At 41.5% G+C, this 13,476-nt stretch carries 11 protein-coding genes; 1 reads left to right on the top strand and 10 read right to left on the bottom strand.

The genetic code is table 11. From position 1 onward, the window contains the following. Positions 1 to 5 precede the first annotated feature (5 nt). The 6 genes from KIM67_RS08830 to KIM67_RS08805 all read right to left on the bottom strand — a co-directional run bounded on the left by KIM67_RS08830 (position 6) and on the right by KIM67_RS08805 (position 7,815). Positions 6 to 1,673 (bottom strand): formate--tetrahydrofolate ligase, encoded by a 1,668-nt coding sequence (locus KIM67_RS08830; RefSeq protein ID WP_213830975.1) that lies wholly within the window; start codon positions 1,671 to 1,673, stop codon positions 6 to 8. Positions 1,674 to 1,729: 56 nt separating this feature from the next. Beyond that, positions 1,730 to 4,843, bottom strand: coding sequence for a glycosyl hydrolase (locus KIM67_RS08825; RefSeq protein WP_213830974.1), 3,114 nt, complete (start codon positions 4,841 to 4,843; stop codon positions 1,730 to 1,732). A 231-nt stretch (positions 4,844 to 5,074) separates the two neighbouring features. Continuing rightward, positions 5,075 to 6,199: a Fic family protein gene (locus KIM67_RS08820; protein WP_213830973.1), complete on the bottom strand. Its 1,125-nt coding sequence runs from the start codon at positions 6,197 to 6,199 to the stop codon at positions 5,075 to 5,077. A 185-nt stretch (positions 6,200 to 6,384) separates the two neighbouring features. Further along, positions 6,385 to 6,897, bottom strand: coding sequence for a hypothetical protein (locus tag KIM67_RS08815; protein WP_213830972.1), 513 nt, complete (start codon positions 6,895 to 6,897; stop codon positions 6,385 to 6,387). 73 nt (positions 6,898 to 6,970) lie between these two features. After that, positions 6,971 to 7,480, bottom strand: a complete 510-nt coding sequence (locus KIM67_RS08810; RefSeq protein ID WP_213830971.1) for a hypothetical protein — start codon at positions 7,478 to 7,480, stop codon at positions 6,971 to 6,973. 110 nt (positions 7,481 to 7,590) lie between these two features. Continuing rightward, positions 7,591 to 7,815 (bottom strand): helix-turn-helix domain-containing protein, encoded by a 225-nt coding sequence (locus tag KIM67_RS08805; RefSeq protein ID WP_213830970.1) that lies wholly within the window; start codon positions 7,813 to 7,815, stop codon positions 7,591 to 7,593. A 125-nt stretch (positions 7,816 to 7,940) separates the two neighbouring features. On the opposite strand from KIM67_RS08805, the gene KIM67_RS08800 reads away from it, so the two are divergent. Further along, a complete protein-coding gene (locus KIM67_RS08800; protein WP_250149207.1) occupies positions 7,941 to 8,114 on the top strand; it encodes a hypothetical protein in 174 nt (57 codons plus the stop codon). Positions 8,115 to 8,286: 172 nt separating this feature from the next. Here KIM67_RS08800 and KIM67_RS08795 read toward each other — a convergent pair whose 3' ends face one another. The 4 genes from KIM67_RS08795 to KIM67_RS08780 form a co-directional block, all read right to left on the bottom strand. Beyond that, a complete protein-coding gene (locus tag KIM67_RS08795) occupies positions 8,287 to 9,252 on the bottom strand; it encodes a DUF4365 domain-containing protein (protein WP_213830969.1) in 966 nt (321 codons plus the stop codon). 145 nt (positions 9,253 to 9,397) lie between these two features. Beyond that, a complete protein-coding gene (locus KIM67_RS08790; RefSeq protein WP_213830968.1) occupies positions 9,398 to 10,180 on the bottom strand; it encodes a hypothetical protein in 783 nt (260 codons plus the stop codon). Positions 10,181 to 10,291: 111 nt separating this feature from the next. Continuing rightward, complete coding sequence (locus KIM67_RS08785) at positions 10,292 to 12,352, bottom strand: TonB-dependent receptor domain-containing protein (protein ID WP_213830967.1); 2,061 nt, start codon at positions 12,350 to 12,352, stop codon at positions 10,292 to 10,294. Between the two features lie 43 nt (positions 12,353 to 12,395). Beyond that, a complete protein-coding gene (locus tag KIM67_RS08780; RefSeq protein WP_250149206.1) occupies positions 12,396 to 13,463 on the bottom strand; it encodes a Gfo/Idh/MocA family protein in 1,068 nt (355 codons plus the stop codon). Positions 13,464 to 13,476 lie beyond the last annotated feature (13 nt).

The raw sequence follows: 13,476 nt of genomic DNA, 5'->3' as shown, positions 1-13,476 counted from the left end.
AAAATCTAGAACAACCCGGTAATTTCCCCATCATCAGTAACATCGATTCCTTCTGATGAAGGGTGCGCCGGTAATCCTGGCATTCGCATAATATCACCCGTTATCGGGATAAGAAAACCGGCTCCGGCAGCTATTTCTATCTCTCGAACCGTGATGATGAAATCTTTTGGACGTCCCAATAATTTTGGATTGTCCGATAGCGATTTTTGGGTCTTGGCAATACAGACGGGTAGGTGCTCTAACCCTAAGTTCGCTATTTTTCTAAGATGTGCTTTTGCTTTTGAAGTATAGTCCACATGTTCGGCACCGTAGATTTCCGTAGCGATTGTTTCAATTTTGTCCTTAACGCTGGATTCCCATGCGTACAAGGGCGTAAAATCAGAGGCATCCGATTCAACAATATCAATAACATGTTGCGCCAGTTCCAGAGCACCTTCTCCTCCTTTTTCCCAAACTTGGGCAAGTGCCACTTTGATTCCTTTTGTAGCTGCGAATTTTTTGATGGTTTCAATTTCCTCATCAGTATCAGTAAGGAATTTGTTGATTGCAATGACTGGAGCTACTTTGAACTTCGAAATATTCTCAAGATGCTTCTCAAGATTCGGTATTCCTTTTTTCAGTGCTTCAACATTAGGCTCGGTCAAGGATTTTAAATCGGCCCCGCCATGATATTTTAGGGCACGTATCGTTGTAGTGAGAACTACAGCCTTCGGTTTTAGGCCGGCACTCTGACATTTGATATCGAAGAATTTCTCGGCACCAAGGTCAAATCCAAACCCGGCTTCGGTAACGGTATATTTGGAATGCGTCATGCCCATCAAGGTTGCAAGAACGGTGTTGGTGCCTTGCGCAATGTTGGCGAAGGGCCCTCCATGTATAATTGCCGGATTTCCTTCAATCGTCTGTACCAAATTAGGTTTTATGGCATCTTTGAGCAAAGCGGTCATTGCCCCCTCGGCCTTTAAATCCTTGGCGTAAATAGGATTTTTATCAAAAGTATAGCCAATAAAAATATTTCCTAATCGCTGTTTTAAATCACTTAGATTTTCGGCCAGACACAGAATAGCCATAATCTCGGAAGCTGCGGTAATATCGAACCCAGTTTCGCGGGGTACTCCGGATGTGGTTCCGCCCAAGCCTACAATGACATGTCGCAATGCACGATCATTCAAATCCACAACACGTTTCCAAGTAATGGTTCTAGGGTCCAATCGTAACGAATTGGTTTTACTTTGAATGTTATTGTCTATGATGGCAGCCAATAGATTGTGGGCTTTTTCAATGGCCGCAAAATCGCCCGTAAAATGTAGGTTGATGTCCTCCATGGGCAATACTTGCGAGTATCCCCCGCCCGTGGCACCCCCTTTAATCCCGAAAACAGGACCCAAAGATGGCTCCCGCAAGACCACCGTCGTTTTTTTGTTCAAGCGGTTCAGTCCTTCGGAGAGGCCGATGGACATGGTAGTTTTACCCTCGCCCGCAGGGGTTGGAGAAATGGCCGATACCAATATCAAATTGCTTTTGTTTGCCTTTTGCTTGTTGATGGCCTGCAACGGCAGTTTTGCCTTGTACTTGCCATACATTTCCAATTGGTCTGGGGCTATGCCAAATTTTTCTGCAATCTCGGAGATGTGCTGTAACGTTGTTTTTTTGGCAATCTGTAAATCGGTCATAAAAAAGGGCTTTGAAATTGATTAAGGCATTTTTTCTTCAATGTTGACTTCGATCATTATTTTGACACTTCAATTTGGTCTGCACCGTTGGCTTCCAGAATAGCATTTATTTTGGATACATCCTTTGCAAGCACTCCATTCAAATTCCCCAAGTGTTCCTCCAATTCAGCAGAAAGTTCCTTAAATACTTTGTAAGCACCATCCGTGGGTTTTGCATCCCCGTTTTCAACACTTCTGCGTAAAGAGGCCAATCGGTTGTTCAGTTTTATAGGGAAATTCAACGGATCTTGACCGGATTGATTTTTAACCTGGTACAGTTCCTCTTCAACTGCCGTTATTTTCTCCAAGAAAGGTATTATGGTCCTTTTCATGGCCTTGGCGGGAATCTTCGCTTTACTGGAATCGATTTTCTTCTTGATTTCCCGAATCTGGATAACTGCTTCATTCGCAGCAGTGGTTTTTTCCATGATATCATTCGCCAGTGTAAACTGTTCGTCCAAATCAGCTTTGGTAATACCCTTCAAATTGGGATTCATGTGTACTTCAAAAGGGTAGGTCTGTTCGTAATCCCCGCTTTTCATCCTAACTTTGTATGTGCCCAGTGGTACTTTTGGTCCTCTTGTGGGACGTGCGCTCCAAATGATCATTCCTTCAAACTCCGTAGCACCGGGATATCGTAAATCCCACGTAAAGGTGTTGATTCCTCTTGCAGTCGTAGGTTTGGACGACCCCCCTTTTTTCCACCACGGAATATTGGGGTCTTCTTCGTATTTGGGTTTACTTCCGGTAAATGTATCAATCAACTTATCATTGGCATCCAAAATCTCAAAAGTAATGGTATCCGTTTCGTTCTGAAGGTAATATTGGATAGTAGCATCGCTGATTCCCCGTATCGCATCCGAAGGGGCGAACAGCACAGCGGATTGATTTTTCATTTCGTCCTTGTATTGTCGCAAGGGTTGAATATCATCCAAAATCCAAAAGCCGCGACCGTGCGAACCCAAGACCACATCGTTGTCCTTAATGACCAAATCGCGAATGGGGGTATCGGGTAATTTTAATTGCAGACTTTGCCACTGCGCACCATCATCCATAGAAAAATAAACGCCATGTTCCGTAGCCAAAAACAAAAGCCCTTGTCGTACATGATCCTCCCGAATCGCTCTTGCAAAATGTCCGTCCGCAATGCCGTTGGTAATTTTTGTCCAGGTTTTACCATAATCGTGTGTTTTGAACACGTAAGGTTGTCTATCATCGACCTGATAACGGTTGGCAGCCACAAACAAAGTCCCCGGTCGGTGTTTTGACTCATCGATGATGCTTACACGGGAGAATTTGGGCAAACCTTCTGGGGTAATGTCCTCCCAGTTTTTGCCACCATCCCGGGTGATATGGATTTTTCCATCATCCGAACCTGCCCAAATGGTATTGCTATCATGAAAAGATGGCGCCAATGCAAAAACGGTGGCATAGATTTCCGGACCGTTCATATCCATGGTGATGACACCCCCTGTTTTTCCCAAGGTGGTAGGGTCGGCATAGGTGAGATCAGGGCTTATTTTCTCCCAAGACTGTCCATCATCGGTGGTTTTCCAAACATGCTGTGAACAGGTATACATGACATTGGCATCTTGGGGTGCGAACATGATGGGGAAAGTCCATTGCCAGCGTTCAGGTAACGCTTCGGCAGGCTCTCCGGAGAAGAATCTAGGGTATACCTGTATGTCTCGGGTTTGACCATTGCTTCGGTCGTACCGTGTTAATAATGCGCCCTGACTTCCTGCATAAAAAATGTCCAAGTTTTCGGGATGTTGCGTTATCCAGCCGCTTTCACCACCACCCACGGCATAATACCAATCTTTATTGGGACCTCTTGCTTGCATGTGGCTCCATCCGTCACTTGGCATAGCCAAAGTGCTGTTGTCTTGTTGTGCTCCCGCTACATGATAGGGCACATCATTGGTGGCCATTACATGGTAAAATTGCGTGGTCACAAAATCCTGGTCTGTCCAGCTTTTGCCTCCGTTGATGCTCACGTTGCCACCACCGTCGTTGGAATTGATCATGCGGTCGGGATTGTTGGGGTCGATCCATAAATCGTGATTGTCACCGTGTGGGGTTTTTATGATAGTGTCAAAGGTTTTACCGCCATCGGTGGATTTATACATTCGAGTATTGAGGCCGTAAACGGTTTCCTTGTCCAAGGGATCGGCATAGATTCTGGAATAATAGAATGCGCGTTGTCGCAATTTGCGTTCATCGTTGGTACGCTCCCAGGTTTTACCCGCATCTTCGGAACGGAACACACCGCCCTCATTGGCTTCCACAATGGCCCAAACCCTATTGGAATCTGCTGGTGATACGGTAACTCCGATTTTCCCGATGGGCCCTTCCGGCATTCCTTCGTTACCGGTGAGGTCGATCCAGGTATCCCCGCCATCAACGGATTTCCATAGCTTGCTATCGCCGCCACCGCCCCACATTTTCCAGGCTTTGCGGTATACCTGCCATGTGCTGGCGTATAATACATCGGGATTGTTGCGGTCGATGATGAGGTCCACCGCCCCAGCTTTTGGACTTGCATACAATACTTTTTCCCAAGTATCACCTCCGTTTGTGCTCTTGAATACGCCACGCTCCTCGTTGTCGCCATATGGATGTCCCAGTGCGGCTACGTAGACGATATCTGGATTCGTAGGATGGATTCTGATCCTTGCAACAGCTTGGGTTTCTTTTAACCCTAAATGCTTCCAGGTTTTGCCCGCATCTTCGGATTTGTAGACACCATCACCTTGGGTGATGCTTCCGCGCAACTGTACTTCGCCCATACCGATGTAAACAATATCTGGATTGGTTTCGGCAACCGCTACGGCACCTACCGAGGAGCTAGTGACCTGACCGTCGGTGACGGGTTTCCATTCGTTGCCGCCATCCACGGTTTTCCATAATCCCCCGCCTGTGGCACCAAAGTAATATTCGTTGGGTCGGGTGGGGCTTCCTGCACAGCCAAGGGAACGCCCCCCACGGTGCGGGCCAATGTTGCGCCATTCCAGGCCTTCATAAAAATTTGTGTCGATGGTAGTGTTTTGTGTCGATGGATTTTGCGCCATCAAATTGAAGGTAAGGCACAAGAACGTGAATAAGGTTGAAAGGGTGTAGTGTTTTTTCATTTTCGGAAGGTATTTTGTGTTATGTTTTGAGGTTAACGGGAAGCTAAAACGCTAACACTAAATATACTATAATCGGGGGAGTATTCCGAATGGGGAAATGGGGTATTTTGGACTGTTGGTTTACCAAAAAAATCACGAAGTTCGATTTAGATGGTCTTTTTTCGATTTTAGGGTAAAATACGGAAACGTGTCATGAAACATAAAAAATGTTTTTCATTGCTAGAATGCATTTTACTTAAACAATTTGATGTAATCATCAAACCAATATTGTTTTCCTCTTTTGGCTCCTGTAATTTCTTTAAGAATTCCGAGCTGTTCAAGCTCATTTACCAACTTGTATGCCGATGGAAGCGAGAGTTCTGTTAGTTCGGCCACTTTTTGAACATTGATCAAAGGCCGTAAATAGAGTTGGCTAATGACAGCTCGAGCGTTATTGGTTCTGGCTCCTAAAACCTGAATTTTAGCATCTACTTCCTTTTGTAATTTCATTATTTTATCAAAAGTGGCTATGCTTCCTTTTGCGGTTTCAATGATTCCAACAAGAAAGAATTTAAACCACTGTTTTATATCGTCTGAAGATCTTACCTTCATTAAGTTGTCATAATACAATTGCCTATTCCTCTCGAGGAAATCTGATAAGTAAAGTGTGGGTTTTTTTAGAATTCTTTTTTCGACCAAGTACAGTGTGATCAAAAGACGACCAACACGCCCATTGCCATCTAAAAATGGATGAATCGTCTCAAACTGGTAATGAATAAGGGCAATTTTTAATAAATGGGGCAACTTGATTTCCGTATTGTGGGAAAATTTTTCCAGGTCTCCCATCAAACCTGGAACTTCTTGATGAGGAGGAGGAATGAAGGTAGCATCAGAAATTGAGGCACCTCCAATCCAATTTTGACTTGTCCTGAACTGTCCAGGTATTTTGTGTTTCCCTCGAACACCTTGAAGCAGGACCTTATGGGCCATCTTAATGAGTCTTGATGATAAGGGTAGTTCGTCGAGAGCGTTGACTGCTGAATTAAGGGCATTAATGTAATTCTGGACCTCTTCCCAATCGTCTCTTTGTTCTTCAGCAATTTCTTCCCTGTCTTGCAGTGCTTCTTCAATATTGGTTTTAGTACCTTCAATTTTACTTGATTTGGTAGCTTCTTTTAAAACGTGCATTGAGATGAACAGATCAATATTGGGTGTATGTTCTGAGTACATGTCAAGCCGTCCAAGCTGTCTATCCGCTTGGCTTAATAGTGCTATGACTTCCATGTCATCAAGTGTCCAATCCCTATTTATCTTTTCTGGGATGAAGCTTTTGAAGGTTCCTTGATTGATATAATTACCCGCTTTAAAGTCTTTCATGCTTTTTAATTAAGAAACCTTCTAATTTAAGAAAAATTAAAAAAACTTAAATAACGAATTTAATTATTTAATTTGGGGAAAGAATTCTTTAATAGGGTGCAGGCTTCTTAAGTGCAGCTTAACCGTCCCGTACAACCGTTGATTACGGATTTGCTTTTTTCATGAGGAGTTGTTGGTTGTCAATACTATTGTGTCCTTTTTCTTAAAAGGGCTATTTCTTTCTCTAAATCCGATTTTGTCCTTAATTTTCGTTCTTTTTTTCTCTTTTCAACTTGGGATTCAGATTCCTTTGTATTCGACGGTGGTGGTATAGGCAGTCTAGTAACCGAAATATTGTTTTCAGGATGTTCAAAGCTACGTGTGAGGCCACACGTATTTATTTCCAAGAGATTTTCAGCATTGAAATTTCCATAGATCAGCCATTTTCCTTTTTCGTTGACGGTTGGCCCACAAAACTTATCATTACTACCGTTATACACTGTTCCAATAACATCTACACTGAAGGACTCCAAAACTTTAATTTTGAAAGTTCTATACAAAGTATCTATTTCTACAACCTCCCCAATAAAAATAGACTCCGAATTTTCAAATTCCAATTTTTGCAGTTCGGGCAGCTTTTTGAACTTGCAGATACAGGCAAAAGATTTCAGGGAAATTAAAGTTCCAAATACCAGTACTATGATTTTTGTTGTTTTCATAGGCTATTTATTTAGCGAGTAGTTTTGAAGTTGACAAATTACAGCTATAAACTATAATTTTTGTTGAGCTTAGTTATTTCTTTTTTATAATTTTATACAAGTGATAAGTCGAAAGTAAAACTGTCATTAGTGCAATTACAATCGAAAAGAAAAGACTAGAAGATTTTCCGTAAACTCTTTTTTTATCCAGTTCCACAATCAAGGGGTCGGTCCGCGAATTGTCGGTCTGCAAATAGACCCTTAGTTCTTTCCCAATTGCATTTTCGTTTAGAAAATTCTGCCAATGTCCTTGAAACTGGTCAGTTAGTTTATAGGTCTTTCGTATCCTATCTGAAGTTATAAGAACCAATTGTTTTCTGTTTCTATATCCAAAATACTTATGCTGTTTGTGTTTATATGTTTCAACAAACACTTCGCTCAATGTTCCATATTCTTGGGTGAGTTCTTTCTTATCTGTAATAATATTTGGAATAGCATAAAAGATTGATATAAATACCAATGCAATATTTATAAAAACCCATTTAAATTTATCAATTAATATTTCCTGCTTATTCAAGTACAATAGTTCCAACCATGATTTCATTACCAACATTTCCAACAGGAAATTGTCCACCCAAGACTAAAGATAATCGATTGCAGGAATTTCCACTCGTAATTTCCTGTTGATTATGCACCGTGCTGGCAAACGCCAATCTAATCAAACCCCTTACTGAAAAATTCTTCAAGGGTCATATCGAATGCTTCGGCTATTCTGAGCAGACTGGTGAACTGCATGTCCGTTCCCGTTTCATACCTTCCATATTGCGCCCTATGGATTTTGTTGTCGAATGCAAAATTTTCATAGCTGCTATATCCTTTTTCGATTCTCAGGGATTTTATCCGTTTGGCGAGTTTCTCGATTTCCTTTGATTTGTCCATGTTGGTAAAGAAATCAAGACAGCTATTGATTAGTTACTACTAATTAGTAGTTATTTGAATATTTTTAGATAAATTTGATAACACGAATTTCCAGTTTGATGTTTGGAGAAAAACAACAAAAATGTTTGAACGACCTAATTGTGGATTCCTACGGTTCTCCTGAAGAGTTGGCAAAAATCCTTGATCTGGGAATCGAAATGCTGTTCTATCTGGAAGCGGATACCTTTGAGCGTAGGGAAGTCCAGCATGTGGTTTCCGCGCTACGGGACATCAGTATTGTCTTGCGGAAACGGGATTGAATGTTCTGAAACCGCTAGGATTTTCAGAAGTAGGTGAGAAGGGCACCATTACTTACATAGCCATGTTAGATATAGTTTTATATATTTGAATTTCCATTGGTTCCCATACTGTCTCACTTTGATAAGGCGACTAAAGTACGATGGCTCAAAACGAGTATAGTTATATGTGGAATCAATGGATATTTTTTTTAGATAATGGTTCATAAACCGAATAGAACCAAGTCTTACTATCGATAGTACCTTTTTTAGGATTTAACTTCCTTTTTCTTTTTAATATTACTTGAATTAAACTGTCTTGACGAAAAGGGAAAATAACTTTTCTTTTAAGAGCTAAATAATCAGTTATTAAATGCGTTCCATCCTTTAATTCCACTTTTAGTTGTTTAATTTGATAGCATTTATTTGTTGTGGTAATAATTTTTTTTGCAACACCTAATAATGAAAATGAGTTAACAATTCTATTTATTTTTCTATCATTTCTTGTCAAGTGTCTCCAACCAACTCTCGAAATTATTATTTCTCCTAATTGAGGATGTGACCTTTCAGAAACGTCACTTTTAGACCACTCTAAATAAAATTTTTTAGCATTAGTTTTGATGCTATCCTCCAACTTTAGATAACTAAAATCTTCATTTTTTGTGTCTAAGAATTCGATTTCCTTACTCACAAATATTCGACCTTTTAGATTCTTAAACTCTCCAAAACTATGTTTTCCAAATCTTTGATTTTTTGGAACAAGAATAATACTCCTGTTTTCATCTGAATAAGATTTTTCATCCTTTAAATCAGTCCACCAAGCTTTTTGAGTGTAATAATCTACATATATTAAAATTATAGGTGATGATAATCTGTCCCATTTTTCTCTATGTTTTTTAATGTAGTCTTCGCCGACATTAACACCAAAATGTACAGGTCTTTTTTTTGTTTTTTTAAAATATCCTGAACCTGTTCCGCATTTTACTTGAGCAAACATTATTTCTCCAGTATCTATTGCTTTTTTTCTGAAGATTATCATTGCATCAACTCCGTTGTCATTGATATGAGAATAAGGTTGCCAGCCGTGCTTTGCTTTTCCTTGAGTGATAATTTCTGAAACGGACATTCCCGTTGAATCTTGAGGTCTTGTATCTCGTATCATTTTAAATTATACCCAAAGGTTTTAGCTATGAATAGTTGCGTGGTTTAGTGATTAGCTTTACAAGTGCACACCAAACTGAGAATCCGTAAGGGTTTTCAGGAGTAAGCGAGAAAAAGCAATTACTTATATCCACTGTCGGCAATAGTTATTTATTTAAAGTACTTTTCAACAAGTCAATTTTCTTTTGTGCGTCTAGAATTTTTTGTCTTTTTCTCAATTCCTCTAATTTTTCGTCTAAAATTATTTCAATTCCAACTCTTAGTGTATCAAAGTTTTCAAGGCAAGTTTTTTCGTCCAATTCATGCACACCTAAACTTAGGATTGAATAAATTCCTTTGTTAGAGACTAAGAAGACAGGTAAGAAATCGGATAGAATCTCGATTTTTTCATCCATTCTTGATTTTTTGAATAATTCTTCATCAATTTTTTTATCATTTTGGGCTTCTGTATAGGCCTCATTTATTAGGTGCTCGAATACTCTTCTTAAATACACGAACGAACCGATGCCTACTCCATTAGCTGCCAATCCGATTGCCTTTGTAAATTCTCTTAGCTTGTCTTGTGATAGCAACTTTTTGTACTGCTTTATTTCATGAACATGAAAGTCCGCTACAGTCGGATGTTGCCCATATTTAATTAATACTTTTTCTGCAGGTATCCATCTACAGTAGAATCGTAAAACATCTGAATATCTCCTACATTGTATTTGAATTTCAGTATATCCGTCATTTTGTACTTTACCATTTGAAAACTCAAATCGTTTAGATATTGAAAATGTAGATTGCTTTTTCCTAATTGGATTATATCCCTCAATGTCATGTGACGAAAGCCATCGAAAAAGAGGCTCGAACTCATTTGTCCTTTCAGTTTCTGTTATTTTCAGAGGTGTATTTATTGGTAAATCAAAAAAGAAATATTCTAAATTCATATTTAAGTTTTGTAATTATTGCAACTTGTTTATTTGCATGTAATATTCATCAACGTACCTCCAAATATAGCAGATAAACGCTATATTTTGTAAGACTTATCTTAGGGTGAGTCAAAAAAGATACTGCAACCGTACTCCACCAAAATAATTCCTGTCATTGCCAGGATAAAAGTAACGGGGTTCCGCTCCGCCAAAGCCAACGGCATTGATCAATACCGATTGCGCAAAGACGGTATCAAAAATATTGTTGACCCCAACATTCAGCCCCAAGGAGAAGTTGTTGGCCAAGGTGGTCCGGTAACTCAATTTGGCATTGAACACATTAAAGGCTTCCCTGTTTAAACTATTGGCATCCGTCAAGGGGATTTCATCCACAAACTGATGGGTCACGTTCAACCATAGACCATTGGCATGCTGCACATCGAACCCCGAGCTTATCCGGTGCCTTGGAACTCCTGTAAGCGGATTGCCGGAGAAATCGTTTTCCCCATCCACAAAATCGGTAAAGCTATGGTCGCTGAACGTATAGCTGAGGTAGGGCGAAAACACCAATTTCTTGGAGAGGTTGTACAGGTACTTGGCATCCATTTCCAAACCTTGGTGGCGGGTCTCGCCCGCGTTGCTTCCAATAAATTGGTCTTCGCCCACACGTTGCGCCACCAATAGGTTGTTGATGTTCATTCGGTACAGCGTAAGGTTCAACGACAGTCTTTTTTTCAAGAACAGCAATTGGCTTCCCAATTCATAATTGGTGCCTGTTTCCTGGGCAATATCGGGATTGATCACCCCATCCGGGGTCAGGCTTTCTTCCAGACTTGGATTGGAAAATCCTCTACTGACATTGGCATAGAGTTGCCCGTTCTCTAGCTGGTACTGTAATCCAAAACTCGGCAGGAGTATGGGGTCAAAATTACGTTCCGCCGAAGTGCTCTCAGCCCCTTCATTGAACAGGTCCCTAAAGTTGTAATTGGTCTTGTTCAGGGTCATGCCCAATTGTGCGGAAAGCGATGGGGTAATGGGATGGGTCAACGTTCCAAAGAGATTGAACTGCCTGCGAAACTCCCGGTTCCTGCTTATACGCTCTCCAAGCAAACTTCCGTTGCCATTGTTGTCCGCAAATAAATTCTCAAAAGTGCCCCAGTGGTATTCGTCCTTGTACAGTTCGCTCCCAAACGAATATTGCACTTTCCCCAGATCCCCTTCAAAGACGCTCCTAAACCCAAATCCGTTGGTGAATTCGTCCAAGATGTTAAATGGGCGGGGTTCGTAATGGTCCAGATAGGAATAAAAAATACTGGTGGTATTCTTCAAGGTCTTTCCAAAGGTATACGTATGGTACAGCCCTGCCAAAACATAGTTATTAGCTTCAAAACCCTGTGCGGCCAGCCAGTTCCCCGCGGCACGTGTTGGGTCTTCGTCAAAATCCGTCTGGTTGATGGAACTTGGTATCTGTGCGGTGTAATCAATATAGTTCAACAGCAGACCGACCGTGCTTTTGGCACTTAACTTGATGTTGGAATTCAGCAGAAACCCGTCCCGTTCAAAACGGTTGTTTTGGCGATAGCCATCGGTTTGTAGGTGATTGTAGCTAAACGTCAGGTCAAAATCCTTTTCGGCATGTTGAAACAACAGGTTGTCCTTCAGCATTCCGTAAGAACCAACGGTAAAGGTATTGGTCAAACGGGTCTCGTCCACTGGGGGCGATTTGGTATCCAATAAAATGGTGCCTCCCAGATTTGAGCCAAAAGCGGTTCCCTTTGGCCCTTTTATGACTTCGACCGAACCCAAATTTTCCAGGTCAAAAGCTTCAATGGTAGAGGAACCGGTACCATTTGTTACGGGGATTCCGTTAAAATATAGGCGGAGCTTGTCCGTACCAAAAGGTGTTCTCGCCCCAATGCCCCGCACCGTAATTCTATTGGTGTTCAAAGCTCCCGAAAGCACATACACCCCCGAAATCTGATTGATGGCCGCGGATACATCAATGGGACTGAATTTTTCAAAAGTGACCGAATTGATGGTGGAAGAAGGGGTAATGCCAATGGCCTTCTTGTTGGGGTTGTCCTCGGTAAGGATGATTTCATCCAACTGCGTAATGGAATCCTTTTTAACCGTCTGACCAAAAGTTTGTACTACCATAAGCAGCAAGAGCATGGGGAGAATACCTTTCATAGTGATATTTGGGATTATGCGTAACAATCGAAGAAGCGTAGTATTATTTTTTTAGTTTGATGGTCTTTCCTTTTTTGGCACTTTCCCTGGCCGCATCCAAAATTTCCATGACCACCATATTGTTTTCCAGAGCGGATAAATCGTACGGGGAAAGTTGATGTTTTCCTTTTACAACGGCCGCCAATAGCGAAAAGGGGTCGTTCAGCGGATAATCCCGCTCCGGTAGGTCCATTTTTTCTTCGGAAAAGCCATCATAGCCCTCTGCGATGCGAATTCGCAGTTGATTCCTGTTATCGGTATAAAGCGCTCCGGTAAGTCCGTAAATTTCCATATCCTTCCTGCCGATGGGCCAGTTCCAAGAGGCTTCAATACTAGCCTGTGCATCATCATAGGTCAGCAAAATGGTGGCATCGTCATCCACGTTCGGATTGTTTTCGGGCTGCAGTTGTTGGGTAACAGCGGTTACCGTATTTGGTTTTTCCCCATTTTTCAACCAGGTCATTAAATTGGCACCGTAGCATCCAAAATCCATAAGGGCGCCCCCACCATTTTCCACAGGGTCCAGCAACCAATCCAAAAATTCACTGTTGATGCCCAATTTTAAGGGTCCACGATGTCCATCGCGAACAATGACCTTTCTTACATCCCCAACCTTTCCCTGCTCCAATAAAGCTTTTGCCTTATGATTGGTGGGGTACCAGGTAGTTTCATAATTGGTTAGTAGGTGAATGTTGTTTTCTTCTGCCAAAGCCTTCATTTTTTTGGCATGTGCCAAACTGACCGCCAAGGGTTTTTCTACCATCACGTGGATTCCTTTTGGGGCACAGGTTTCCACTACTTCTAAATGGTCGAAAATGGTTCCAAAGGCCGTCACCGCTTCGGGTTTGGTGGCAGCGATCATTTCTTCGAGGGAATCGTACACCAAATCCATGGAATAGCCATGTTGTTCTGCATACCTTTTCGCTAAGTCCCGATTGGGCTCCGCAATGCCCACCAGTTCGATATCGCCAATATCCTTTCGTCCCAAAATCCAATGCACATGGGTGTGGGTGAGCCCAGCAACACCAATTCTAAGTGGTTTTTCTTGGGATACTACAGGGAAACTATTCATGATGAGATATACA

Source organism: Flagellimonas sp. 389 (assembly GCF_018449435.1).
Lineage (GTDB): Bacteria > Bacteroidota > Bacteroidia > Flavobacteriales > Flavobacteriaceae > Flagellimonas.
The sequence above is the reverse complement of the archived record's forward strand: the minus strand, read 5'-3'. Positions and strand labels throughout refer to the sequence as shown.

Excerpts from the sequence above, each read along its gene's own strand:
- KIM67_RS08830 (WP_213830975.1), bottom strand. The coding sequence starts at position 1,673 with ATGACCGATTTACAGATTGCCAAAAAAACAACGTTACAGCACATCTCC.
- KIM67_RS08825 (WP_213830974.1), bottom strand. The coding sequence starts at position 4,843 with ATGAAAAAACACTACACCCTTTCAACCTTATTCACGTTCTTGTGCCTT.
- KIM67_RS08820 (WP_213830973.1), bottom strand. The coding sequence starts at position 6,199 with ATGAAAGACTTTAAAGCGGGTAATTATATCAATCAAGGAACCTTCAAA.
- KIM67_RS08815 (WP_213830972.1), bottom strand. The coding sequence starts at position 6,897 with ATGAAAACAACAAAAATCATAGTACTGGTATTTGGAACTTTAATTTCC.
- KIM67_RS08810 (WP_213830971.1), bottom strand. The coding sequence starts at position 7,480 with ATGAAATCATGGTTGGAACTATTGTACTTGAATAAGCAGGAAATATTA.
- KIM67_RS08805 (WP_213830970.1), bottom strand. The coding sequence starts at position 7,815 with ATGGACAAATCAAAGGAAATCGAGAAACTCGCCAAACGGATAAAATCC.
- KIM67_RS08795 (WP_213830969.1), bottom strand. The coding sequence starts at position 9,252 with ATGATACGAGATACAAGACCTCAAGATTCAACGGGAATGTCCGTTTCA.
- KIM67_RS08790 (WP_213830968.1), bottom strand. The coding sequence starts at position 10,180 with ATGAATTTAGAATATTTCTTTTTTGATTTACCAATAAATACACCTCTG.
- KIM67_RS08785 (WP_213830967.1), bottom strand. The coding sequence starts at position 12,352 with ATGAAAGGTATTCTCCCCATGCTCTTGCTGCTTATGGTAGTACAAACT.
- KIM67_RS08780 (WP_250149206.1), bottom strand. The coding sequence starts at position 13,463 with ATGAATAGTTTCCCTGTAGTATCCCAAGAAAAACCACTTAGAATTGGT.